Raw genomic sequence first — 23,146 nt, forward strand, 5'->3', positions numbered from 1 at the left:
GCAGTCCGGTCACGGCGCGGGCTGCCAGCTCTCGACGTTCCACCACGGGCCGCTGCCGAAGCCGTGCTCGTGCGGCTCGACCTGGGTGGTCAGGCCGCGCCAGGTGTCGGCGACGACGTAGATGTGGTCGATGTGGGTGAGGAAGACATAGCCCGGGTTGTCGGTGAGTTCCTGTTGCACCTTGTCGTACGCCCGCTTGCGGTCGGCCTTGTCGCCGCTCTCCCGGCCCTCTTCGAGCGCGGTGTCGACGGCCGGGTTGTCGTACGAGGCCATGTTGTTGAAGCCCTGCCCGGCCAGCTCGGAGTGGAGCATCGGGTAGAGGTCGAAGTCGGGGTCGGCGGGGCTGCCGCCGCCGGCGAGCACGGCGTCCTTGTCCATCCGCGGCTCGATGACCTCCCAGGTGCCGCTCTCCACCCTGGCCTCGATGCCGACCTTCTTTGCGTCGCCGGCGAAGGTGAGGGCGTGCTCCTGGCGGAGCTTGTCGCCGGAGGGGTAGTAGAGGGTGAACGAGGCGCGCTGCCCGTCCTTCTCCCGGATGCCGTCGTCGCCGGCGCGCCAGCCGGCGTCGTCGAGTATCTCCTCGGCCAGCCCGGGGTCGTAGGGGCGCTCGGTGCCCTCGGCGAACCACTCGCTGTCGGTGGGCACGGGCCCGTACGCCGCCTTGCCGCGGCCCTCCAGCAGCTTGTCGACCATGGTGTCCCGGTCGACGGCCACGTCGAGTGCGCGGCGGATGGCGATGTCGCCGGTGACGGGGTTGTCCGTGGGCAGGGTGACGGCGCGGTGGTCGGCGGTGGTGGCGGCGAGGGTCTGCTTGTCCTCGTCCTCGGCGAAGGTCTTGGCGAGGTTCGGCGGCAGGATGGCGCCGTCGAGGTCGCCGGAGCGCAGCCGGGTGGCGCGGATGTCGTCGTCGGCGATGATCGCCATCGTGAGCTTCTCCACCTTCGGCTTGCCGCCCCAGTAGCGGGGGTTGGCGGAGAAGGTGAGCTGCTCGCCCTTGCGCCAGGAGTCCAGGACGTACGGGCCGGTGCCGACCGGTTCGGTGTTGAACGCGCCGGTGTTGACGTCGCCCTTGCCGGCGACGTGCTCGGGCACGATGGGCAGCACGGTGCGCTCGGCGAAGGGGGCGTAGGGGTACTTCAGGCGGAAGACGACGGTGTCGTCCCCCTTGGCTTCGACGCTCTCGACGGCATCCAGGTCGCCCTTGGAGGGGTTGTTGGTGCCGGGGTCGAGGATGGTCTCGTAGGTGAAGACGACGTCGGCGGCGGTGAAGGGCTCGCCGTCGCTGAACGTCACGTCGTCGCGCAGCTTGTACGTGTACGTCCTGCCGTCGGCGCCGATCTCGGGCAGCGCACGGGCGAGGGCGGGGCGCAGCTCCAGGTCGGCGGTGCGGGCGAGGAGGCCGTCGAAGACCTTGGAGTTGCCGTCCTTGCCGTAGCCGAGGAGCGGGCTGAGGGTGTCGGGTTCGCTGGCGACCCCGAGGACGGCGGTGGTGCCGTTCCCGCCGGAGCCGCCGGAGCCGCTGCCGGCGTCCGGGTTGGAGCAGGCGGCGGCGCCCGCGAGCACCGCCGCTGCCACCGTGACCGAGACCGCTGCGCGTGTGCCGCGGACTGCCATGCCCACTCCCCTGTTGAAAGCCATCCGTTATTGCGAACTGTTCGCAATTAGAACCCATGATCGGGGCGTGGCGCAATGCGGAGTCCACGTGGCGGTCGCCCGGCGGGCGGGTGCACCGCCCGCTCCTTGCGTCGACCGGGTGGCCCGCGGCGGGACACAGCGGCTTTTACGGATATTACGGGGCATTTCGGCCCGTAATATCCCGTGTCCCGTACCCCACCGGGAAGGACCACCATGGCGCCTCCCCCGCTGCCCCGCACCCTCGCCGGCGGCGCCTGCCTCGCCGTGCTCGCCGGCTCCGGCTACGGCTGGGCGCTCACCGCCGCGCCCGCGGCCGGCCGAACGGGCACCAACGTCCTCGTCGTCGGCAGCGACTCGCGCGCCGGGCTGACCGCGCGGGAGAAGCGCCGGTGGCACGCCGGCGGCGCGGCCTGCCGGTGCGCCGACGTGATCATGGTCGTGCACCTGTCCGCCGACGGCCGGCGGGCGAGCGTCGTCAGCCTCCCCCGCGACTCCTACGTGCCCTTCGCGCCGCACGACGACGGCGACGGCCCCGGCACCCACTCCGGAAAGATCAACGCGGCCCTCCGGCACGGCGGTCCCGGCCTGCTGACGCGCACCGTGGAGCGCGCCACCGGGCTGGACATCGACCACTACTTCCAGGCGCGCCTGAAGGGGTTCGTGCGGGCGGTCGACGCACTCGGCGGCGCACCGGTGTGCACGAAGGAGCCCATGCGCGACGAGAACTCCGGCATCGACCTCAAGCCCGGAAAGCACCATCTCGACGGCGGCCGGGCGCTGAGTTACGTCCGCACCCGGCACCGCGGCCACGGCGACATCGACCGCGTACGCCGGCAGCAGCGGCTGGTCGCCGGCGTTACCGGCCGGCACCTGGCCGCGGGCACGCTGCAGAATCCGCCGGCGCTGGACGCGCTCGCCGGCGAGGTCGCCCGCGGGCTGCGCCCGGGGCCCGGGACGAGCGTGGCCGACATGCTGGCGCTGGGCTGGCAGGCGCGCAGTCTGCGGCTGCGGAACGTGGAGTTCGCGACCGTGCCGCTGGCGAGCATCAGCCACCCCGCGGGCGCGTGGGGCTCGGCGGTGAAGTGGAACGAGGAGCGGGCCCGCACGATGTTCACGCGGCTGGCCGCGGACCGGCGGCTGGCGCCGGCCGACGAGCGGGGCCCGCGCGGCGGCTTCGACTGGAAGGGCCGGGTCGCCCCGGGCGACCGCATGGACTGCGACTGACGCGCCGGGCGCACGCGAGCGGCGCCGCCGGCCGGGGACCGGCGGCGCCGCGGTGCAGGGCGGGTCAGCCGACCCGGCGCACGTTCACGTCATCGGCGTTGACGAAACCGATGCGGTGCCCGATCTGGATGATGTGGTACTTGATCTCGCCGCGGACCACCGTGCGGTCGCCCGGCGCGGAGCCGTCGAAGGACACGGAGCGGTAGTACTCGCCGGGGACCGTGCCGCCGTAGGAGTACGCCTGGCCGGCCTTGAACTCGTACGGGTGCGCGGAGATCGGCTGGTACGGGATCTCCGCCGGGTACGCCGCCTCCTCCGGGTACGCCCGGCCGTAGACCGGCACCGACTCCTTGCCCTTCTTCGGCGTGACGATCTTCCCGGCGGTGAAGTCGGCGACCGGCGCGCCCGCGGGGTTGCGGAACCAGCCCTTCATGCCGTGGTACCAGACCGCCACCCAGTCGCCCCTGCGCTCGGCGACCGCGTAGAGCTGTCCGGCCGAGGCCCGGCTGCCGTTGTCCGAGACGTGCATGTCGGACGCCCGGCCGTCGGGGTGCAGGCCGATGTCCACCAGCAGCGGGGAGTCCGCGTCGGGCTGCGAATGCAGGATCACCGACGACGACGGCGCGAGCGGGCACGGCTCCGTGGGGTCGGAGCCCGACTCGTAGGAGCAGCCGGTGAACTGCGGCTGGTTCTCCGCGAAGTCCGGCTTGATCATCACCAGCGACCTGCTGGCCCCGCCCGGGCCTCGCAGCGGCGCCTTCAGCAGCTCGAAGTACCGCTCCCAGTCCCAGTACGGGCCCGGGTCCCAGTGCATGCCGGGGATGTTCGCCGTGGTGGTGCCGGGGACGTTGTCGTGGCCGATGATGTGCGTGCGGTCCAGCGGGATGTCGTACCTGGCCGCCAGGTAGCGCACCAGCGAAGCCGAGCTGCGCATCATCGCCTCGGTGTACCAGGTGCCCTGGGACTTGGCGAAGCCCTCGTGCTCCAGCCCGATGGACCTGGCGTTGACGTCCCAGTTGCCGGCCTGCCAGGCGACGTCCTTGTGCTTGACGTGCTGGGCGACGTGGCCGTCGGAACTGCGCAGCGTGTACTGCCAGCTCGCCGCGCGGGTGGGGTCCTGGACCATGTTGATGACACCGGGGTACTGCCCCTCGGTGTCGTGGATGACGATGTACTCGATCTTCTGGTCGCGCGGCCGGTTCGCCTTGTCGTGGTTGACGTACGCCTCGATGTCCTCCGGGTCGGTCTGGCGGTACGTCGCCGGGATCCACTCGCAGCCGAGCTCCTCCGGGCACTCCACCTCCTCGTCCGCCAGCCGCGGCAGGCCGAGTTCGCCGAGCCACCGCTCCTGCGGCGCCACGGACGGGTCGCCGGCGAGCCGGACGGCCTGGCCGTCGTCGGTGGTGCGGGCTGCGCCGTCGCGGATGGTCGCGTACACCTCGTCGGCGAACGTCGCCGCGTCCTGCTCGTACGCGGCGCCCGCGTACTTCGCGACCGCGCCGTACCAGGCGGCGGGGTCGGCGGAGGCCGGTGCGCCCAGGTCGTCCTGGTACGCGGCCAGCAGCGCGGCGCCGCCGGCGATGTTCGCGGCGGGCTCGGCGCGCAGCGTCGCCGCGTCGGTGCCGGTCAGCTCGGCGGCGGCGTAGAGCGTGGTGAGCGCGGGGCCGAACGTCTCGTCGCCGACGGGCCGTCCGGTGTCGCCCCGGGGGTCCTCCGCGGTGCCGCCGTGGTGGTCCTCGGCGAGCACGGTGGGCCCGTCGGTCAGATGCATGGGGCCGTAGCCGGCGTCGGTGCTCGGCTCGCCCGCGTGGGTGTCCCAGCGGGACTCCAGGTACGACACGCCGAGCAGCACGCTTTCGGGCACGCCGTACTCCTCGGCCGCCGCGGCGTACGCCGCCTGCCGCGTCGCGGGCGCCGCCGCGCCGCCGTCTTCGGGGGCGCCGTCGGCGGCGGCCGGGAGGGACGCGGAGGTCAGCGGGGCCAGCAGCGCGGCGGCGACGGCGGCCGTCGCCCAGGGTCGTCTTCGCAGGTTCACACGCAGGCGTGTGGCGGGGGTGGCAGGCAACGGTGCTCCTCAACTGGTTCGGGACGAGGACGTGCGAGCGGTGCGTAACAGGGGTACCGACTCGGTCAGCCAGCCGTCAATCCCTTCCAGGGGCACGAAAGTTGCACGTCAGCCCGGCTGCCGCCCAACTGCGGGGCGGCACTGGTCCAGACCGGTGCCGGCCGCCGGTTCCGGCCGCCCGGTCGGCCGGCGGCCGGTCAGGGCACCCGGCGCCGCCGGGCGAGCCCGGTCTGCGCGATGACGACGACCACCAGGAAGCCGCCGCTGACGACCTGCTGGTAGGCGGAGTCGAGCGAGCCGATCTGGTTGATGACGTTCTGGATCACCTTCAGCAGCAGCACGCCGACGAGCGAGCCGCCGACGAAGCCCATGCCGCCGGAGAGCAGCGTGCCGCCGATGACGACGGCGGCGATCGCCTCCAGCTCCATGCCGTAGCCGAGGATGGTCACGCCGGAGTCGAGCCACGCGGCGTTCAGCGCGCCGGCGAAGCCGGCGAGCAGCCCGTTGAGGGTGTAGACCAGCGTCTTGGTACGGGCCACGGGGGCGCCCATCAGCGCGGCGGCGTCCTCGTTGCCGCCGACGGCGTAGACGTGCTGGCCGAAGCGGGTGCGGCGCAGCACGACGCCGCCGGCCACGAAGAGCGCGGCGGTGATCCACACCGGGACGGCGACGCCGAGCAGCTTGCCCTGGCCGAGGTCGGCGAAGAACGAGCCCTCGGCGACGAGGTAGGTGTCGGCGCCCTCGTCGGTGACCGACAGCATCACGCCGCGGGCGCCGAGCATGGCGGCGAGGGTGACGATGAACGGCGCGAGCCGCAGCCGGGCGATGAGCACTCCGTTGACCAGGCCGAAGAGCCCGCAGACCGCGAGGGGCAGAAGCAGCGCCACCGCCGTGCCGTGGCGGGAGCCCCAGGCGGCGAGCACGCCGCCGAGCACGAACACCGAGCCGACGGACAGGTCGATGCCGCCGGTGACGATGACGAAGGTCATGCCGAGGGCGACGATGGCGAGGAAGGCGGAGGAGACCGCCATGTTCTCGATGTTGCCGGTGGTGGCGAAGGAGTCGAACGACAGCGAGGCGACGGCGGCGATGGCGATCAGGGCGACCAGCGCGCCGTGCTGCTGCGCGAGGGCGCTCAGGCGCTCGCCGCGGCCGGCGCCGGCCGGTTCGCCGGCGTCGTACGCGATGGGCCGGCCGGCGGCGGTCTCGTCTTTCACGACGGTCACCGCTTCCCCCTCCCCCTGGCGGCGTAGACCGCGAGGATGATCACCACGGCCTGGGCAATCTGCGTCCACGACGGCTCCAGGTCGTGCTTGATCAGGGTGGCCGTGAGCAGTTGGATGAGCACCGCGCCGGCGACCGTGCCGCCGATGCGGACCCGGCCGCCGGTCAGCGGGGTGCCGCCGACGACGACGGCGGTGATGGCGGACAGCTCCATCAGGTTGCCCAGCGAGGTGGGGTCGCTGGCCGACAGCCGGGCGGTGGCCAGGAAGCCGGCGACGGCGGCGAGCACGCCGCAGATGACGTACACCACGATCAGCACCCGGCGCACCGGCAGCCCGGCGAGCCGGGCCGCGGGGCGGCTGTCGCCGATGGCGAGCAGTTGGCGGCCGAAGGTGGTGCGCCGGACGACGTAGCCGACGACGAGCGCGAGCGCCGCCGCGATCAGCACGACGTACGGCACGCCGGCGAACTCGCCGGAGCCGAGGGTGGCCATGCCCGGGTCGCGGATGTCCTCCAACTGCGGCAGCAGCACCAGCGCCAGGCCGCGGGCACCGACCATCAGCGCGAGCGTGGCGACGATGGGCTGGACCCCGATGAACGCGATGAGCGAGCCGCCCACCAGGCCGACCGCGGCGCCGCCGACGACGGCGACGAGCAGCGCGACCCACGGCCCGTACCCCATGTAGAGGGCGACCAGCGAGGTGGACAGGGCCATGACGGAGCCGACGGACAGGTCGACGCCCTCGCTGCCGATGGCCAGCGCCATGCCGAGCGCGACGATGACGACGGGGGCGACCTGGACGGCCTGGGTGCGGAAGTTCTCGGCGGACAGGAAGTGGGGGGTGAAGGCGATGTTGACGAGCAGCAGGAGGGCGACGCCGGCGTACACACCGTACTCCTGCAGCCAGCGCAGCACCCGCTCGCGGTCGGCGGGCAGCGCGCGGCGCAGCGTGAGGTCAGCCATGGCCGGCCGCCCGGGCACCGGGCTCGCCGGGCGCCGGGTCCGGGTCCTGGCCCGGCTCCGCGGCTGCCGCGATGGCCTCCATCAGTCTGTCCTCGTTGACGTCGTCGCCGGTCAGCTCGCCGACGACGGCGCCGTCCCTGAGCACCACCACGCGGTCGGACCCCTCGATCAGCTCCTCCACGTCGGAGGAGATCAGCAGCACGCCGAGGCCGTCCTCGGCGAGTTCGTCGACGAGCTTCTGCACCTCGGCCTTGGCGCCGACGTCGATGCCGCGCGTCGGCTCGTCCAGCAGCAGCACCTTGGGCTGCATCGCGAGCCAGCGGGCCAGCAGCACCTTCTGCTGGTTGCCGCCGGACAGCTCGCCGGCCTTCTGGTGCGGGCTCGCGGCCTTGATGCGCAGCCGGCGGACGAACGTCTCGACGACGGCGTCGATACGGGCCTCGGAGACCAGCCCGTAGCGGGACATGCGCGGCAGCGCGGCCAGCGCGATGTTCTCGCGGACCGAGAGACCCGGCACGATGCCCTCCGACTTGCGGTCCTCCGGCAGCAGGCTGATGCCGGCGCGGATCGCGGCCGGCGGGGAGCCGGTGCGTACGGGCGCGCCCGCGACGGTGACGCGGCCGGCGCCGAGCGGGAGGGCGCCGGCGATGGCCTTGGCGGTCTCGGTACGGCCCGAGCCCAGGAGGCCGCCGAGGCCGACGACCTCACCGGGGCGGATGCCGAGGGAGACGTCGTGCAGTTCGTGCCGGCGCGTGAGGCCCTCGGCGCGCAGCACCGGCTCGGCCCCGCCGTCGTGGTGTTCACCGGAGAACTTGGTCAGGCCCTCGGCCCGCACCTCGCCCATCTCCCGGCCGAGCATGAGCGAGACCAGCCGGAGCCGGTCGAGGCCGGCGAGCGGGCCGGTGTGCACCACGCGGCCGTCGCGGAGCACGGTGACGGCGTCGCAGACGGCGTACAGCTCGTCCAGGCGGTGGCTGACGTAGACGACGGCGACGCCGTCGGAGCGCAGCCGGTCGATGACGCCGAAGAGGGTGTCGACCTCGCGGGGTTCGAGGGAGGAGGTGGGCTCGTCCATGACGACGACGTCGGTGCGGCCGGCCGCGGAGACGGCGCGGGCCAGGGCCACCATCTGCTGGGCGCCGACGCCGAGTCCGGCGAGCGGGCGGCGGACGTCGACGCGCACGCCGTAGTCGCGGAGCATGCGCTCGGACTCGCGGTGCATCCGGCCGAAGTCGATGAGCCCGCCGCGGCGGCGCGGCTCGCGGCCGAGGAGGAGGTTGCGGGCCACGCTCATCAGCGGGATGAGGTTGACCTCCTGGTAGATGGTCGAGATGCCGGCCTGCTGGGCGGCGAGCGGGGTGGCGAAGGAGGTCCGCTCGCCGCGGTAGGTCAGCTCGCCCCCGTCGGGCCGGTAGACGCCGGTGAGGACCTTGATGAGGGTGGACTTGCCGGCGCCGTTCTCGCCGACGAGGGCGTGCACCTCGCCGGCGCGGGCGGTGAAGTCGACGCCGTCGAGGGCGAGGACGCCGGGGAAGCGCTTGGTCAGGTCGCGTACTGCAAGGACTTCGGGGCCGGCGGGGTGCTCCGCCGCGCCTTTGCGGGCGTCTGCGGTGCGCGGGCCGGCGGGCCGGGCGGGCGCGGGGGCCCCGCCCGGCCCGGGCCGCTCGGGCGGCTCGGTCGCTGCGGCCATCGGGCTCAGAACGCCTTGCCGAGGTCGGCCTCGGCGTTGTCGGTGGTGTACTCGCTGTCCTCGATCACGATGTCCTGGCCGACCTCCTCGCCCTTGGTGAAGGCGTCGAGGGTCTCGAAGGCCAGCGGGCCGAAGCGCGGGTTGGACTCGATGACGGCGTCGATCCAGCCGTCGACGATGCCCTGGACGGCGTTGCGGGTGCCGTCGATGGTGACGATCTTGACGGCCCCGGGCTCCTTGCCCGCGCCCTTGAGGGCATTGACGGCGCCGAGGCCCATCTCGTCGTTCTCGGCGTAGATCCCGGTGATCTCCGGGTTGGACTGGATGAGCTGCTCGGTGACCTGCTGGCCCTTCTCGCGGGCGAACTCGCCGGTCTGCTCGAAGACGACCTCCAGGTCCGGGGCCTTCTCGGCGATACGGTCTTTGAAGCCCTTCGTGCGCTCGGTGGTGACGTTGTTGCCGGGCGTGCCCAGCAGGACGGCGATCTCGCCCTTGCCGCCGGTGGCCTCGATCATCTTGTCGGCGGCCCGCTCGCCCTGCTGGGTGAAGTCGGAGCCGATGAAGCTCACGTAGTCCTTGCAGGGCTCGGCGTTGATCTTCCGGTCGATGGTGACGATGGGGATCTTCTTGTCCGCCGCGGACTTCAGCACCGGGTCCCAGCCGTCGGAGTTCAGCGGGGCGATGACCAGCAGGTCGGCGCCCTTGGCGATGAGGTCCTGGACGTCGCTGATCTGCTTGGAGAACTGCGACTGGGCGTTGGCGGTGAGCAGTTTGACGCCGCGCTTGCCGGCCTCGGCCTTGATGGAGGCGGTCTCGGCGATACGGAAGGGGTTGGCTTCCTTCTCGGACTGGGAGAAGCCGACGGTGGCGCCGGCGAGGTCGGTCTTCTCGGCGCCGTAGTCGCCGATCACACAGGTCGGGCCCGACCCTCCGGAGACCTTCTGCTCACTGCCCGCGGCCTCCTCGGAGCCGGCGGCGCCGGTGCTCCCCGCGTCGTCGTCCTCGGACTTGGCGCAGCCGGCCGCGAGCGCGAGACTCGCGCTGAGGGCGACGGCGAGAAGTGTTCGTGCGGCGGTACGGGCGTGCGGCTTCATGGTGATACCCCCATCGGGCGGTGGCCGGGCAGCTGCGCGGGACCGGAAGAATCAGAGGATGTTTTACATCGTTGGAAGGGCGCTGTAAACACCTCCCGCACCACGGATTTGCCCGGTGAAGATCGTCATTGCCCCTGGCCCGTACGGGAGTTGACGTCCCGTCACGGCACCGGCGGGCCGGCCGGGCGCCCCGCCCGGGGCCGGCCCGGGCGGCGCGCTCCGCGCGGGTCAGCCGGCCGCGCGCCCGCGGGTGCTCTCCCGCTCGACCAGCGTGAACGCGGGGTTCATCTCCTGCGACTCGGGCACGCTGCCGTCGCCGTGGGCGGCGTCGAGGCGCTTGACGACCGACTCCACCGCGAGCCGGGCGATGGCCTGCTTGTCCGGCGCGATGGTGGTCAGCGTGACGGCCCCGTACCGGCTCTCGGTGATGTCGTCGAAGCCGACGACCGCCACGTCCCGGGGCACCCGCAGCCCCCGCTCGGACATCACCCGCATCGCGCCGATGGCGATCAGGTCGTTGTACGCGAAGACCGCGTCCGGCCGCTGCCCGGCGTCCAGCAGGCCCGCCATGGCCGCCGCGCCGTCCGCCCGCTCCCAGCCCTCGGTGAACGCCACCAGCGCCTCGTCGACCGGCACCCCGCGGTCCGCCAACTCCGCCCGCCAACCCAGAAGTCGCAGGTGGGCGGGTTGCTGGGCGCGGTCCTCGCGGGCGCCGAGGAACGCGATCCGGCGCCGGCCGAGGTCCAGCAGATGGCCGACCGCCTGCCGGGCGGCGGCGATGTTGTCGATCGCGATGTGGTCGTAGGGCAGGTCGTAGCGCCGCTCGCCGAGCAGCACCAGCGGGCTCTCCTCGGCCCGGCCGCGCAGGTCCTCGGCCTCCAGCTCCAGCGGGCTGAGGATCAGCCCGTCCATCACCCGGGCGCGGAAGCCCTGGCAGACCAGCAGCTCCAGCTCGCGCCTGCCCTGGGTGTGGTCGAGCAGGACGGTGAAGTCGTGCCGGGCGGCCTCGTCGATGACGTGTCCCGCAAGCTCGGCGAAGTAGGGGTTGCCGAGCTCGGGCACGGCGAGCGCGATGATGCCCGTACGGCCTTTGCGCAGGTGGCGGGCGGTGAGGTTGGGGCGGTAGCCGAGTTCGTCGATGGCCTGCTGCACCCGCGCCCGCATCGCCGGCGTGACGTGCGGATAGTTGTTGACCACGTTCGAGACGGTCTTCACCGACACGCCCGCCCGCTCGGCCACATCCTTCAGGCTGACTCCCACCGCGTTCCTCCTACGACGTTCGGCCATGGACTGGACACAACGCAGGAGGCGTGCTGTCATGCCAACTGCCCTTGTTTCCAACGTTATACAAGACGCCTGGGGGCAAAGGGCAGCCCCAGCACCCGCATTCTCCGACTTCCGGAGGTCCCCGTGCACTCCTGCTTCAGACGCGTACGGCGGCGACTGCTCCGCTGGCCGACGCCCCTCCTCGCGGCCCTCGCCCTGGTCCTGGTCCCCGCCGGTCCGGGCTTCACGGCCACGAGCGCCGGCCGCCAGGCCGCCGCCGAGGCCGCCGACTCCCCGACGGCCGAGGTCCACGGCCTCAAAGGTGAGTACTACACCCACAGCGCCCCCGGCGCCTTCGACTTCGACCAGTTGAAGGCCACCGCCTTCGACCCGTCGCTCGACTTCAACGACCTGGAGCCGCGCATCACGGCCCGTACCGGCCAGGCCGACCACGTCAGCATCCGCTGGACCGGCGGGATCACCCCCGAGGTCTCCGGCGAGCACACCTTCCACGTCAGCGCCGACAACGGCTTCCGCCTGTGGGTGAACGGCGAGAGCGTCATCGACCACTGGGTCGACGACTGGAACATCGAGCAGACCTCGCAGCCCGTGACCCTGGAGGCGGGCCGCACCTACGACCTGAAGGTGGAGTTCTTCGAGCACGTCGGAGGCTCCAACTTCCACCTGCGCTGGACCCCGCCGGGCAGCGGGAAGGAGGCCGTGCCCCAGGCCGCGTTCTCGCTCCCCGAGGGCTTCGACTACAACGGCCCGACCGAAGTCGCCGTGCAGCCCGACGGCCGCACGCTGACCATGGACTTCGCCCAGCCGCTCGCCGCTCCCCCGGCAGCCTTCGACGAGCACCTGCAGACGGTCATCGGCGGCGCCGAGTGGCCGCGCGGCGCGGCCGGTCTCGACCCCGGCGACCCCTCCCGGCTGATCATCCCGCTCGACGAGCCGGTCGTCGGCCAGGGCGGCTCCGCCGACGTACGCTACGACGGCCAGGGCGGTCTGACCGGCGCGGACGGCGCGGACATCGGCGAGTTCTGGACCTCGGGCGTCAACGACTCCGAGCATCAGCTGCGGACGAAGTGGGCCGACGACGTCGACCCCGGCGCCCCGCTGCCCGAGTACCCGCGCCCGCAGCTCACCCGCGAGGACTGGCAGAGCCTCAACGGCACCTGGCAGTTCGCCGGCGCCACGGAAGGCGAGCGCCCGCCGTTCGGCCGCAACCTGGACGAGCGGATCGTCGTGCCGTACCCGGTCGAGTCCGAGCTGTCCCGCGTCCAGCGGCACGAGGAGCGCATGTGGTACAAGCGCACCTTCACCGTGCCGCGGGACTGGAGCGTCGGCAAGGGCGGCGAGCGGCTGCAGCTGAACTTCGACGCGGTCGACTGGAAGGCCGACGTCTGGCTCAACGGCACGCAGGTGGCCTCCCACAAGGGCGGCTACGACCGGTTCAGCGCCGACGTCACCGCCGCCCTCAAGGGCGGTGGCAAGCAGGAGCTGATCGTCGGCGTCTACGACCCGACCGACTCCGCCGACGGCGAGAACCCGCCGATGGGCAAGCAGCGGCTGTCGCCCAGCGGCATCTGGTACACCTCCTCCTCCGGCATCTGGCAGTCCGTGTGGATGGAGCCGGTGCCCACCGACCGCGCCGAGGGCCTGAAGATCACCCCGGACGTGGCCGGCGAGCAGGCTGCGGTCGAGGTGCGCGGCGTCCGCGACGGGGTGCCGGTCACCGCCACCGCGTACGACGGCGACCGCGAGGTCGGCACCGCCACCGGCACCACCGGCGAGGCGCTGACCGTGCCCGTGCCCGGACCCCGGCTGTGGTCCCCCGACGACCCGTTCCTGTACGACCTGAAGGTGACGGTCGGCAGCGGTGAGACCGCCGACGAGGTGGCCGGCTACTTCGGCATGCGCACCGTGGGCGTCGAGACGGTCGACGGGCAGCGGCGGATGGTGCTCAACGGCGCGCCGGTGTTCTCCATGGCCACCCTCGACCAGGGCTTCTGGCCCGAGGGCATCCACACCGCGCCCACCGACGACGCGCTCAGGTACGACCTTGAGATGCACAAGGAGATGGGCTTCAACTCCGTGCGCAAGCACATCAAGGTCGAGCCCGACCGGTGGTTCTACCACGCCGACAGGCTGGGCCTGCTGGTGTGGCAGGACATGCCGTCGATGAACACCAAGACGCCCTCGGAGAGTTCCCGCACGCAGTTCGAGCTCGAACTGAAGGAGATGATCGAGCAGCACGACAGCCACCCGTCTGTGATCATGTGGGTGACCTTCAACGAGGGCTGGGGCCAGTACGACCAGGCCCGTATCGCCGACTACGCCAAGGAGCTCGACCCGACCCGGCTGATCAACAACATGAGCGGCCACAACTGCTGCGGCGCGGTCGACGGCGGCAACGGCGACATCTCCGACGCGCACGGCTATCCGAGCCCGCAGCTCCCCGCGCCCGACGGCGCACGGGCACTGGTCAGCGGCGAGTACGGCGGCCTGGGGCTCGCCATCCCGGGCCACGCCTGGCCGGTGCGGCACACCTACGTGGGCGTGGACCGCGAGGTGTACACCGAGGAGTATCTGACCAAGCTGGCCGAGGTCGAGCGGTTCGCCGCCTGCAACGGCAGCAGCGGCGCCGTCTACACCCAGATCACGGATCTGGAGGGCGAGCTGAACGGACTGCTCACCTACGACCGCGAGGTGGTCAAGCCCGACGTGGAGCGCATCCGGGCCGCCCATGAGGCGCTGATCGAGGGGGCCGCCGCCGGCACCCTGCCCTGCGACGCCTCCTGACAGACCGCCCGCCCCCGGCCTGCCCCCCGGCCGCGGCTTCCGCCGCGGCCGGGCCCGGGGGCGGGCATCGCGGGCCCGGCTCCCCGCCGGGCGGCCCGAGCACCGGGCACCCTCCCCTCGCAGGCCCCCTTACAGCCCCCCTTCCAGGCAGCCTCTCCTTCCAGGCACCCAGGGACCCGACATGCCTCCTCCGCTGAACCGCCGCCGCTTCCTGCACTCCTCCGCCGCCGGCGCCTCCGGGCTCGTCCTCGGCGCCACCGCGCTCCCGGCCCACGCGTACGCGGCCGGCGGCCGGCCGCCGCGCACCCCGTACGCCGCCGCCCCCTTCGGCAGGCTGCCGCTCGGCAGCGTGACCCCGCGCGGCTGGCTCGCCGGCCGGCTCGACCAGCTCCTCGGCGGCCTCTTCGGCCGCTACGACCAGGTCTCCCACTTCCTCGACTTCGACGGCTCCGGCTGGGTGCACCCCGGCCTCGCCGGCTGGGAGGAGGTCACGTACTGGCTGCGCGGCTACGTCCCGCTCGCCGCGCTCACCGGCGACGCCGCCGCGCAGGCGACCGCCCGCCGCTGGATCGACGCCATCCTCGCCACAGCGCAGCCCGACGGCTTCTTCGGCCCGGCCCGGCTGCGCACGGCGCTGGGCGGCGGCCCCGACTTCTGGCCGTACCTGCCGCTGCTGCAGGCGCTGCGCAGCCACGAGGAGTTCACCGGCGACGAGCGGATCGTGCCCTTCGTGCTGTCCTTCCTGCGCTTCATGAACGCTCAGGGCAAGGGCGCCTTCGACTCCAGCTGGGTGTCCAAGCGGTGGGGCGACGGCATCGACGTCGCGTACTGGATGCACGCCCGCACCGGCGAGGACTTCCTGCTGGAGCTGACGGACAAGATGCACGAGTGGGGCGGGAACTGGGTCGACAACTTCCCGGACCTGCACAACGTCAACATCGCGCAGGGCTTCCGGGAGCCCGCGCAGTACGCGCTGCGCGCCGGCGACGCCGGGCTGACCCGGGCGACGTACCGCGGCTACGAGCGGATCCTCGCGGAGTACGGGCAGTTCCCCGGCGGCGGCTTCGCCGGCGACGAGAACGCCAGGCCCGGCTTCGGCGACCCCCGGCAGGGCTTCGAGACCTGCGGCATCGTCGAGTTCATGGCCAGCCACGAGCTGCTGACCCGGATCACCGGCGACGCGCTGTGGGCCGACCGCTGCGAGGAGCTGGCGTTCAACCTGCTGCCGGCGGCCACCGACCCGGCGGGCCGGGGCGTGCACTACGTGACCAGTGCCAACTCCGTCGACCTGGACGACGTGCGCAAGAACGACGGCCAGTTCCAGAACGGCTTCGCGATGCAGTCGTTCCAGCCGGGCGTCGACCAGTACCGCTGCTGCCCGCACAACTACGGCATGGGCTGGCCGTACTTCACCGAGGAGCTGTGGCTGAGCACGCCGGACGGCGGGCTGGCGGCGGCGATGTACGCGCCGTGCGAGGTGCGGACGCGGGTGGACGGCGCCGAGGTGGCGATCGCCGAGGAGACGGACTACCCGTTCGGCGAGACAGTGACGCTGCGCGTCACCACCGGCAGGCCGGTGGGCTTCCCGCTGCTGCTGCGCGTGCCCGGCTGGTGCGCCGCGCCGGAGGTGACGGTCAACGGGAAGCCGGTGGCGGTCGCGCCGGGGCCGGGCTTCGCCCGGGTGCGGCGGAGCTGGGACAGCGGCGACACCGTCGTGCTGCGGCTGCCGCAGCGCACGGCCGTACGGGTGTGGGACGCCAACGGCGGCGCGGTGAGCGTCGACCGGGGGCCGCTGACGTACTCGCTGCGCATCGGCGAGTCGTACGAGCGCACCGGCGGCAGCGACGACTTCCCGCACCTCGCCGTGCACGCCGCCACCCCCTGGAACTACGCCCTGTCCCCCGGCGCCCCGGCCGGCCTGGACTTCCACCGTGACGACGGCCCGCTGACCGGCGACCCGTTCACCCACGAGCACACGCCGGTGCGCATCACCGCCCCGGCGCGCCGGCTGCCGGAGTGGGTCGCCGACCGGCAGCACGTCGTCGCGCCGCTGCAGCAGAGCCCGGCGCGCAGCACGGCGGCGCCGGAGGCGGTGACGCTGATCCCGATGGGCGCGGCCCGGCTGCGGATCACGGCGTTTCCGTCAGCGGCCCCGGACGGCACGCCGTGGACGCCGGAGCCGCCGTTCCACCGGGTGGAGAACAAGAACAGCGGCAAGGTGCTGGCGGTGGACCGGATGTCGCTGGCGGACGGCGCCAGCGTCCACCAGTTCGACAACTCCGGCACGTCCGACCACGCCTGGCAGGTGCTGGAGCGCGGCGACGGGCAGGTGGTGATCCGCAACGGGCACAGCGGGAAGGTGCTCGCCGTGGACGGCGCGTCGACGGCGAACAGTGCGCGTGTCGTGCAGTACGCGGACGACGGCGCGCCGGACCACTTGTGGCGGATCGTGCCCGACGCGGATGGCTGGTTTCGCATCCGTAACGAGCACAGCGGCAAGGTGCTCGGCGTGGCCGGTATGTCGACGGGGAACAGCGCGCAGGTGGTGCAGTACGACGACAACGGCACGGCGGACCACCTGTGGCGGCTGGCCGCGGCGCCGGACTGACGCGGCCGGGCTGAGGGCGCGGGCGGCCGGGTCCGGGATCCGCCGGCCGTCCGCGCGTACGTTGGGCGCATGAGCAATCTCGACATGAGGCCCCCGGTCACCGCGTGCGGCGGGCGGGCGGACGTGACGGCCGAGCCGGTGCGCGAGGTACTCGAGGCGCGCCGCATGCCGCTGGGTGAGAGCACGGTCGTGCGGCGGCTGCTGCCGAACCTGGGCCGGCGGATGGTGGGCGCCTGGTGCTTCGTCGACCACTACGGCCCCGACGACATCGCCGGCGAGCCGGGGATGCAGGTGCCGCCGCACCCGCACACCGGGCTGCAGACCGTGAGCTGGCTGCACGACGGCGCGGTCCTGCACCGCGACAGCCTCGGCAGTCTGCAGACCGTACGGCCGCGGGAGCTGGGGCTGATGACGGCGGGGCGCGCCGTCGCCCACTCGGAGGAGTCGCCGCGCGACCACCCGCGGCTGCTGCACGGCGCGCAGTTGTGGGTCGCACTCCCCGACGCCCACCGCGCCACCGCGCCGGCCTTCGAGCACCACGCCGACCTGCCGCACGTGGCCGGCGGCGGGGGCCTGTCGGCGACGGTGGTGCTCGGTGAGCTGGCCGGAGCGGCGTCGCCGGGGACGGCGTACACGCCGATCACCGGCGCCGACGTCACCCTGGCGGCGGGGACGAGGGCGCGGCTGCCGGTGGAGCCGGACTTCGAGTATGCGGCGCTGACGATGTCCGGCGAGGCGGAGGTCGACGGGCTGCGGCTGCCGCCGGAGTCGATGGTGTACCTGGGCTGCGGCCGTACGGAGCTGCCGCTGCGCGCGGACGTGGACAGCTCGCTGATGCTGCTGGGCGGGGAGCCGTTCGCGGAGCGGATCGTGATGTGGTGGAACTTCGTGGGCCGCCACCACGACGAGATCGAACGGGCCCGGGAGGACTGGGCGGGCGGCACCCGCTTCGGCGAGGTCCGCGGCTACGCCGGCCCCCGTCTGGAGGCTCCGCCGCTGCCGCCGACGCCGCTGAAACCGCGCTGAGGCCCGGTCCGTTCCCGCCCGCTGCGCGTCGCGGCGGACGCGCGGCGGACCACGGCGTGGGCCCCGCTGCCGGGGGAACAACGGGGCCCGAACAGAAGACTACGGGTCAGTAGCCCCGTTGCGAAGCCGGCCCCCGGCCACGGGAAACAATCCAGCCAGTTCCGGCATTGCCGGTCGGGCAAGCGGAGCCCCGTGTTCAGGGAGCGGACGGTGTACGGCCTGGATACGGGCCCGGCCGGGCCCTGGCCGGCCTCGGGCATCTCGTTCGCCCACAGGCCGAGCCGGACTTGGCGTCGTAGAGCCAGGCGTACCTGGAGGTGCCCCCTCGACCGGCGCGGACGACCCCGCCCCGGCCTACGCAAGCAACGTGCATCTCTGGCCTACTTCTTGCGTACAGGAGCGGTGTCCCCGCCGGTCACCTCCCGGCGGGGACACCGCGATCCCGCAGACGCTCCGCGGTCAGGTCCGCAGGCGCACGGTCGCGGTGGGCAGCACGACCTGCCCGGTGACGAACTCGCTCCACAGCCCGAACCGCAGCTGGTCGCCGGGCCGCGCGGTGGTCTCGACGAAGCCGGTGGTACGGCCGCCGTGCTCGCGGGTCGCGCCGAACGACAACCGGAACCGCGTGGTGCCCGCGCGCTCCCCCGGCGGCACCGGGCTGGGCGGCACGATCTCGTCGGCCGCCCACCGGTATGCGCCGCGGTACGGGTCCGGTACCCGCTCGAAGGTCTGCTCCAGGATCGAGCCGGTGCCGGGGATGACCACCAGCACCCCGGGCGTGCCGTCGACGCGCGTGTTGGCCACGGCCACGTCGTGCGCCGAGCCGTCCGGCCAGTTGCCGAGCCCCTCGCCGCGTACGCCGCGGCGGTGGCGGAGGACCGGCGCCGGGGCGTTGTCGGTGGTCCGTGCCAGACTGCACACCGTGAGCGGCGCCCGTGCTGGTCCACCCGGTCGCGGTGCGCAAGGGCGAGCGCCTCTTCGACGACGGCGACGCCGGGATCCCGCTGAAGCTGCTCTCCTCGAAGGCGTTCGGCTCCGGCGTGCTGCACCTCGTCTACGGGCCGGCGGACTAGGAGCGCCGCAGAACGCTGCCCACCAGCCCGCATGACAGGACTTGCTCCCGACCGATCGTTCGGTTAGTGTTGCCTGCCGTCCGCCCCCCATCAGTGAGGTTGCAGATGGACCAGAAGGATGCGGCCCGCAGCGACGGTGACACCCTCGCCCGAGTCGCAGACGTCCTCCGCCGGTTGGCGCTCGACGAGAAGCTCAAGGAACAAGTCCCGACCGACCCCGTGCTCGGCCCGCTGGCGCGGCGAGTCGCCCGCCGGTATGTGGCCGGGGAGGCAACGACCGACGCGCTGGCCGAGGTTGCCGCGATCAACGGGCGCGGCCACCGCGCCACCGTGGACCACATGGGCGAGAGCTGCCGGGACGCCGCTCGCGCCGACGCCGAGACAGACGTCTTCGTAAACCTGAGTCAGCGCCTGGCCGCAGCAGGGTACGACTGCTCCGTCTCTCTCGACCTGTCCCACATCGGCCTGGCGGTGGATGCCGAGCTGGCCCTGCGCAACGGCCGGCGCGTGGCCGAGGCGACGGCTGCCGCGGGCCAGGAGATGATCATCTCGATGGAGGGATCAGACCGCACGGATGCGATCCTCGACGTCCACGGCGCGCTGTGCGAGCAGTTCGAGCACGTGGGGATGACCATCCTGGCCCGGCTGCACAGAACCGCCGCCGACCTGCCCACGCTGCTGGCCCGCCCGGGCCGGATCCGGTTGGCCAAGGGGGCCTACTTCGAGCCGGAGGCGATCGCCTACCCGCGCGGCAGCCGTGAGCTGCGCGACGCGTATCTGGGCTATGCCCAGGCCCTGATCGACGGCGGCCACCTGTGCTCCTTCGCCACCCATGACTGGGACCTGCTCACGGCGCTGGAGCCGATGCTGGCCGGCAGCCGGCACGGCCAGGCCGTGCCGTGGGAGTTCGAGACCCTGCTCGGCCTGGGCCCCGAGCAGATCGCCGCCATGCGGGACAAGGGCCACCCCACCCGGGAGTACGTCGTCTACGGCACCGAGTGGTGGCTGTATGTGTGCAACCGGATCGCCGAAGACCCGGAACGGCTCCTGAGTGCCGTGGTCGACGCCGCGGGCCGCTAGCGGACTTCCCGTTCGAACCCGGAAAGAAGGCAGGACGTGATGTTGGGTTACAGCGTTCCGCGGTCGCCGCAGGGCAGGGCGGCCTTGACCCCGGCACCGCCGTGGTTTTACGCCGGCAACCTCCTGGTGATCGACTACGAGGCGGCACCGGACGCCGTCGCACAGGTGTTGCCGCCCGGACTGACACCGGACCCCGACGATCCGGGCGGCTGCGTGGCGTTCTTCGTCGACTGGCAGTACGCCAGCAGCGGCGGCGCCGAGCCGACCGACCCGGTACGCAGCCAGTACCACGAGTTCTTGCTGCTGGTGAATGCACTCCACGACGGGATACGGGTGCAGACCTGCCCCTATATCTACGTCGACCGGGACACCTCGATGGCGCGGGGATGGATCCAGGGCTGGCCCAAGAAGCTGGGCGAGGTGCATACCACCCGACCGTTCCCGCTGGCATCGCCGGCCGCCCCGCGGGTCGACGCCGGTGGCGCGTTCGGGGCCAGCCTCTCTGCCAACGGACGCCGCTTGGCCGAGGCCACCGTCACTCTTGAGCATGTTTCGACCGACCCGGTCGTTCTCGGCCGCAGGCCGGTCGTCAACGTCCGCCATTTCCCGCGCCTCAGCGCCGGCATGCACGACCGGCCCGCCGTCCACGAGCTGGTTCGCTCCCGGCTGTCCGCAGCGACCCGCACCGACGTCTGGGAAGGAGCCGCGAGCCTGGCCTACTTCCCCGCCCCCGACGCCGAACTCGACGCGCTCGCCCCGCTGCGGACCCGGCGCGGTTACCGCTACAGCACCGCCTTTCAGGTCGACGACCTGGACGTGCTCACCGACCTCACCCGATCTCCCTCGGCCGAGCAGCGGTAGCAGGCGAGTTCTCCGGCCGCAGCCGGCCGGAGAACTACGGGCGTTCCGGCTCCTCGGGGTCGTCGGCGGCCGGGTCTTCGACCAGCGCCTGCAGCGGCGGACCCGCCACCGCGCAGTGCACGTGGCACGGCGGCTCCGGCTCCGCCGCCGGCTCCGCGGGCGAGCGGATCGTCCCCCAGGACAGCAGGGCCCCCGCGGCGAGCAGCGCGGCGCAGATGAGGAGGGCGACGCGGAAGCCGTCGCCGAACGCCCCGGGGTCGCGGTAGTCGTCGCCGGAGAGCCCGGCGGCCAGCGGCAGCGCCGCGACCGCGAGCAGGCCCGCGGCGCGGGCCACCGCGTTGTTGACACCGGAGGCGATGCCGGAGTGCCGGTCCGCCACGGCGCCGAGGACGGTGGCGGTGAGCGGGGCGACCGTCGTCGCCAGGCCGAAGCCGAAGAGCACGACGCCGGGCAGCACGTCCCGTACGTACGACACGTCGTCGCCCGGGCCGCCGACGCGCAGCATCAGCAGCAGCCCGGCGGCGCAGACCGCCGGGCCGGCGGTCATCGGGATGCGCGGCCCGATGCGCTCCGACAGCTTTCCCGACCGCTCCGAGAGCACCAGCATGATGATGGTCACCGGCAGCAGCGCCGAGCCCGCCGCGAGCGGCGAGTAGCCGGCGGCGATCTGCAGGTCCAGCACGAGGAAGAAGGTCACCCCGCCGAGTGCGGCGTAGACGACGAACGTCACCAGGTTCGCCGCCGTGAACTGCCGCGAGCCGAAGATCCCGGTGGGCAGCATCGGGTGGCCGCTGCGCCGCTGGACGAGGACGAACGCCGCCAGCCCCGCCACTCCGGCCGCGCTGCTCGCGGCCAGCATGACCGCCGGGACGCCCTTCTCCGGCGCGGCGATCAGGGCGTACGTCACGCCCGCCAGGCCCAGGGCGCCGAGCGCGGCGCCGGTCCAGTCGAAGCGGCCGGTGGCCGTCTCGTCGCGGCTCTCCGGGACGTGCCGGGCGGCGACGGCCACGACGACGGCGGACAGCGGCACGTTGATGGCGAACACCCACCGCCAGCTCGCCGCCTCCACCAGCCAGCCGCCGAGCAGCGGGCCGAGGGCGCCGGCGATGCCGGCGAGGCCCGACCAGACCCCGATCGCGCGGGCCCGGTCCTCGGGGGCGAAGGACGACTGGATGAGGGCGAGCGAGCCGGGGGTGAGCAGCGCGCCGCCGATGCCCTGGAGGGTGCGGGCGGCGACGAGGGTGCCGACGTTCGGCGCCAGCGCGCACAGCAGGGACGCCACCGCGAACCAGACGGTGCCCACGAGGAACAGCCTGCGGCGGCCGTAGCGGTCGCCGAGGGCGCCGCCCAGGAGGATGAGCGCGGCGAGGGTGAGGGTGTAGCCGTTGACGGTCCACTGCAGGCCGCCGAGGGACGCGTCGAGGTCGTCGCCGATGGCGGGCAGCGCGACGTTGACGACGGTGGCGTCGAGGAAGGTGATGCCGGAGCCGATCACGACCGCGGTCAGCAGCCAGCGCCCCGCAGGCTCGGCGAGCCGCAGGCCCGCGGAGCTCGCGGGCGGGTGGGATTGCGTCATCCCCGCAGTCAAGCGCACGGAACGGCCGCGCGCACCGTATCCGGCGGTGCCCGCCGCCCGGCACGTCCGGTACCGTCCGGAAGGTGAGCGAAGGCAGCGCAGAAGGCAACATCGAAGACCGGCCGGCAGACCCGTCCGCCGGGCGGTCCCAGGACCCGTCCGCAGACCGGCCGGCAGACCCGGCCGACGACCGCCCGGCCGACCAGCCCGGGGCCGCGTCCCGGTTCGAGCGCGGCACGGACGGCCCCAAGGTGATCCTCGCGGGCGTGGACGGCTCCGACACCTCCTGGCGCGCCGCCGCCTACGCAGCCGGCCTGGCCCGGCGGCAGGGCTCGCTGCTCGCGCTGGTCTACGTCCAGCCCACGATGGCCGCCGCCGCGGCTCTCGGCGCCCCGGTCGCGGACACCACGGCGGAGCTGGCGGCCGAACTGGCGGCGGAGATCCGGCAGACGGCGGAGCAGTTGCGCGGGATGTTCGACGTCCGCTGGGAGTTCCACACCCTGCACGGCGACGCGTACGCGGGGCTGGTGCAGGCGGCGCAGGACCTCACCGCGGACGCGGTGATCGTCGGCGCGTCGGAGCAGGCGGGGCACCGGTTCGTCGGCTCGGTGGCGGTACGGCTGGTCAAGGCGGGCCGCTGGCCGGTGACGGTGGTGCCGTAGCCCGTCGGTCGGGCGCCGGCCGCCCGTGTCGCGCCCGGGGCGGGTCTGCGGCACGGTGGGTTCATGACCCATCACACGTACCGCATCACCGAGATCGTCGGCTCCTCCCACGCCGGCATCGACGACGCCGTCCGCAACGGCGTCGCGCGCGCCTCGCAGACGCTGCGCCACCTCGACTGGTTCGAGGTCGGGCAGATCCGCGGGCAACTCGAGGACGGCGCCGTCGCACACTGGCAGGTCTGCCTGAAGGTGGGCTTCCGGCTGGAGGAGCCGGACGGCTCCTGACGGCCGCC

17 protein-coding genes and 1 pseudogene are annotated in these 23,146 nt (G+C 73.1%); 9 read left to right on the plus strand and 9 right to left on the minus strand.

Annotated elements, in window-relative coordinates:
- Window positions 1-9 precede the first annotated feature (9 nt).
- Window positions 10-1,614, minus strand: coding sequence for an ABC transporter substrate-binding protein (locus B124_RS00445; protein WP_496500555.1), 1,605 nt, complete (start codon window positions 1,612-1,614; stop codon window positions 10-12).
- A gap of 234 nt (window positions 1,615-1,848) precedes the next feature.
- On the opposite strand from B124_RS00445, the gene B124_RS00450 reads away from it, so the two are divergent.
- Window positions 1,849-2,859, plus strand: a complete 1,011-nt coding sequence (locus B124_RS00450) for an LCP family protein (protein ID WP_496500556.1) — start codon at window positions 1,849-1,851, stop codon at window positions 2,857-2,859.
- A gap of 64 nt (window positions 2,860-2,923) precedes the next feature.
- On the opposite strand, the gene B124_RS00455 is transcribed toward B124_RS00450, so the two are convergent.
- From B124_RS00455 to B124_RS00480, 6 genes are all read right to left on the minus strand, one after another.
- Entirely contained in the window at window positions 2,924-4,924 is a 2,001-nt protein-coding gene (locus tag B124_RS00455) for an N-acetylmuramoyl-L-alanine amidase (protein WP_496500557.1), read from the minus strand.
- A gap of 197 nt (window positions 4,925-5,121) precedes the next feature.
- A complete protein-coding gene (locus B124_RS00460) occupies window positions 5,122-6,150 on the minus strand; it encodes an ABC transporter permease (RefSeq protein WP_496500558.1) in 1,029 nt (342 codons plus the stop codon).
- A complete protein-coding gene (locus B124_RS00465) occupies window positions 6,147-7,112 on the minus strand; it encodes an ABC transporter permease (RefSeq protein WP_496500559.1) in 966 nt (321 codons plus the stop codon). Before B124_RS00465 ends, B124_RS00460 begins: the two co-directional genes overlap by 4 nt.
- Entirely contained in the window at window positions 7,105-8,802 is a 1,698-nt protein-coding gene (locus B124_RS00470) for a sugar ABC transporter ATP-binding protein (protein ID WP_496500560.1), read from the minus strand. Before B124_RS00470 ends, B124_RS00465 begins: the two co-directional genes overlap by 8 nt.
- Window positions 8,803-8,807: 5 nt before the next feature.
- Complete coding sequence (locus B124_RS00475) at window positions 8,808-9,896, minus strand: ABC transporter substrate-binding protein (protein WP_496500561.1); 1,089 nt, start codon at window positions 9,894-9,896, stop codon at window positions 8,808-8,810.
- Window positions 9,897-10,124: 228 nt separating this feature from the next.
- Window positions 10,125-11,156 (minus strand): LacI family DNA-binding transcriptional regulator, encoded by a 1,032-nt coding sequence (locus B124_RS00480; RefSeq protein ID WP_496500562.1) that lies wholly within the window; start codon window positions 11,154-11,156, stop codon window positions 10,125-10,127.
- A 222-nt stretch (window positions 11,157-11,378) separates the two neighbouring features.
- Between B124_RS00480 and B124_RS00485 the strand changes: the two genes are divergently transcribed.
- From B124_RS00485 to B124_RS00495, 3 genes are all read left to right on the plus strand, one after another.
- Complete coding sequence (locus B124_RS00485) at window positions 11,379-13,967, plus strand: PA14 domain-containing protein (protein ID WP_496500757.1); 2,589 nt, start codon at window positions 11,379-11,381, stop codon at window positions 13,965-13,967.
- A gap of 181 nt (window positions 13,968-14,148) precedes the next feature.
- Window positions 14,149-16,575 carry an RICIN domain-containing protein gene (locus B124_RS00490; RefSeq protein WP_496500563.1) on the plus strand — a complete coding sequence of 809 codons (2,427 nt, stop codon included), beginning with the start codon at window positions 14,149-14,151 and terminating at the stop codon, window positions 16,573-16,575.
- A 69-nt stretch (window positions 16,576-16,644) separates the two neighbouring features.
- Window positions 16,645-17,601, plus strand: coding sequence for a pirin family protein (locus B124_RS00495; RefSeq protein WP_496500564.1), 957 nt, complete (start codon window positions 16,645-16,647; stop codon window positions 17,599-17,601).
- A gap of 459 nt (window positions 17,602-18,060) precedes the next feature.
- On the opposite strand, the gene B124_RS00500 is transcribed toward B124_RS00495, so the two are convergent.
- Window positions 18,061-18,522, minus strand: a complete 462-nt coding sequence (locus B124_RS00500; protein ID WP_496500565.1) for a hypothetical protein — start codon at window positions 18,520-18,522, stop codon at window positions 18,061-18,063.
- Between the two features lie 14 nt (window positions 18,523-18,536).
- Between B124_RS00500 and B124_RS00505 the strand changes: the two are divergent.
- From B124_RS00505 to B124_RS00515, 3 genes and pseudogenes are all read left to right on the plus strand, one after another.
- Window positions 18,537-18,674: pseudogene (locus B124_RS00505) on the plus strand (dihydrofolate reductase family protein); the annotation flags it as partial.
- A 105-nt stretch (window positions 18,675-18,779) separates the two neighbouring features.
- Entirely contained in the window at window positions 18,780-19,754 is a 975-nt protein-coding gene (locus B124_RS00510; RefSeq protein ID WP_496500566.1) for a proline dehydrogenase family protein, read from the plus strand.
- Window positions 19,755-19,793: 39 nt separating this feature from the next.
- A complete protein-coding gene (locus B124_RS00515) occupies window positions 19,794-20,615 on the plus strand; it encodes an acetoacetate decarboxylase family protein (protein ID WP_496500567.1) in 822 nt (273 codons plus the stop codon).
- A gap of 34 nt (window positions 20,616-20,649) precedes the next feature.
- Here the strand turns inward: B124_RS00515 and B124_RS00520 are convergent, their stop codons facing one another.
- Window positions 20,650-22,191 (minus strand): MFS transporter, encoded by a 1,542-nt coding sequence (locus tag B124_RS00520; protein WP_496500568.1) that lies wholly within the window; start codon window positions 22,189-22,191, stop codon window positions 20,650-20,652.
- Between the two features lie 251 nt (window positions 22,192-22,442).
- On the opposite strand from B124_RS00520, the gene B124_RS00525 reads away from it, so the two are divergent.
- Complete coding sequence (locus B124_RS00525) at window positions 22,443-22,853, plus strand: universal stress protein (protein ID WP_496500758.1); 411 nt, start codon at window positions 22,443-22,445, stop codon at window positions 22,851-22,853.
- Window positions 22,854-22,916: 63 nt separating this feature from the next.
- Entirely contained in the window at window positions 22,917-23,138 is a 222-nt protein-coding gene (locus B124_RS00530) for a dodecin (RefSeq protein WP_496500569.1), read from the plus strand.
- Window positions 23,139-23,146 lie beyond the last annotated feature (8 nt).

The sequence above is a fragment of the Streptomyces sp. CNP082 genome (assembly GCF_059570535.1).

Coding starts and splice junctions, on each gene's coding strand:
- B124_RS00490 (WP_496500563.1), top strand. CDS start 14,149: ATGCCTCCTCCGCTGAACCGCCGCCGCTTCCTGCACTCCTCCGCCGCC.
- B124_RS00510 (WP_496500566.1), top strand. CDS start 18,780: ATGGACCAGAAGGATGCGGCCCGCAGCGACGGTGACACCCTCGCCCGA.
- B124_RS00470 (WP_496500560.1), bottom strand. CDS start 8,802: ATGGCCGCAGCGACCGAGCCGCCCGAGCGGCCCGGGCCGGGCGGGGCC.
- B124_RS00465 (WP_496500559.1), bottom strand. CDS start 7,112: ATGGCTGACCTCACGCTGCGCCGCGCGCTGCCCGCCGACCGCGAGCGG.
- B124_RS00495 (WP_496500564.1), top strand. CDS start 16,645: ATGAGCAATCTCGACATGAGGCCCCCGGTCACCGCGTGCGGCGGGCGG.
- B124_RS00475 (WP_496500561.1), bottom strand. CDS start 9,896: ATGAAGCCGCACGCCCGTACCGCCGCACGAACACTTCTCGCCGTCGCC.
- B124_RS00445 (WP_496500555.1), bottom strand. CDS start 1,614: ATGGCAGTCCGCGGCACACGCGCAGCGGTCTCGGTCACGGTGGCAGCG.
- B124_RS00450 (WP_496500556.1), top strand. CDS start 1,849: ATGGCGCCTCCCCCGCTGCCCCGCACCCTCGCCGGCGGCGCCTGCCTC.
- B124_RS00530 (WP_496500569.1), top strand. CDS start 22,917: ATGACCCATCACACGTACCGCATCACCGAGATCGTCGGCTCCTCCCAC.
- B124_RS00520 (WP_496500568.1), bottom strand. CDS start 22,191: ATGACGCAATCCCACCCGCCCGCGAGCTCCGCGGGCCTGCGGCTCGCC.
- B124_RS00515 (WP_496500567.1), top strand. CDS start 19,794: ATGTTGGGTTACAGCGTTCCGCGGTCGCCGCAGGGCAGGGCGGCCTTG.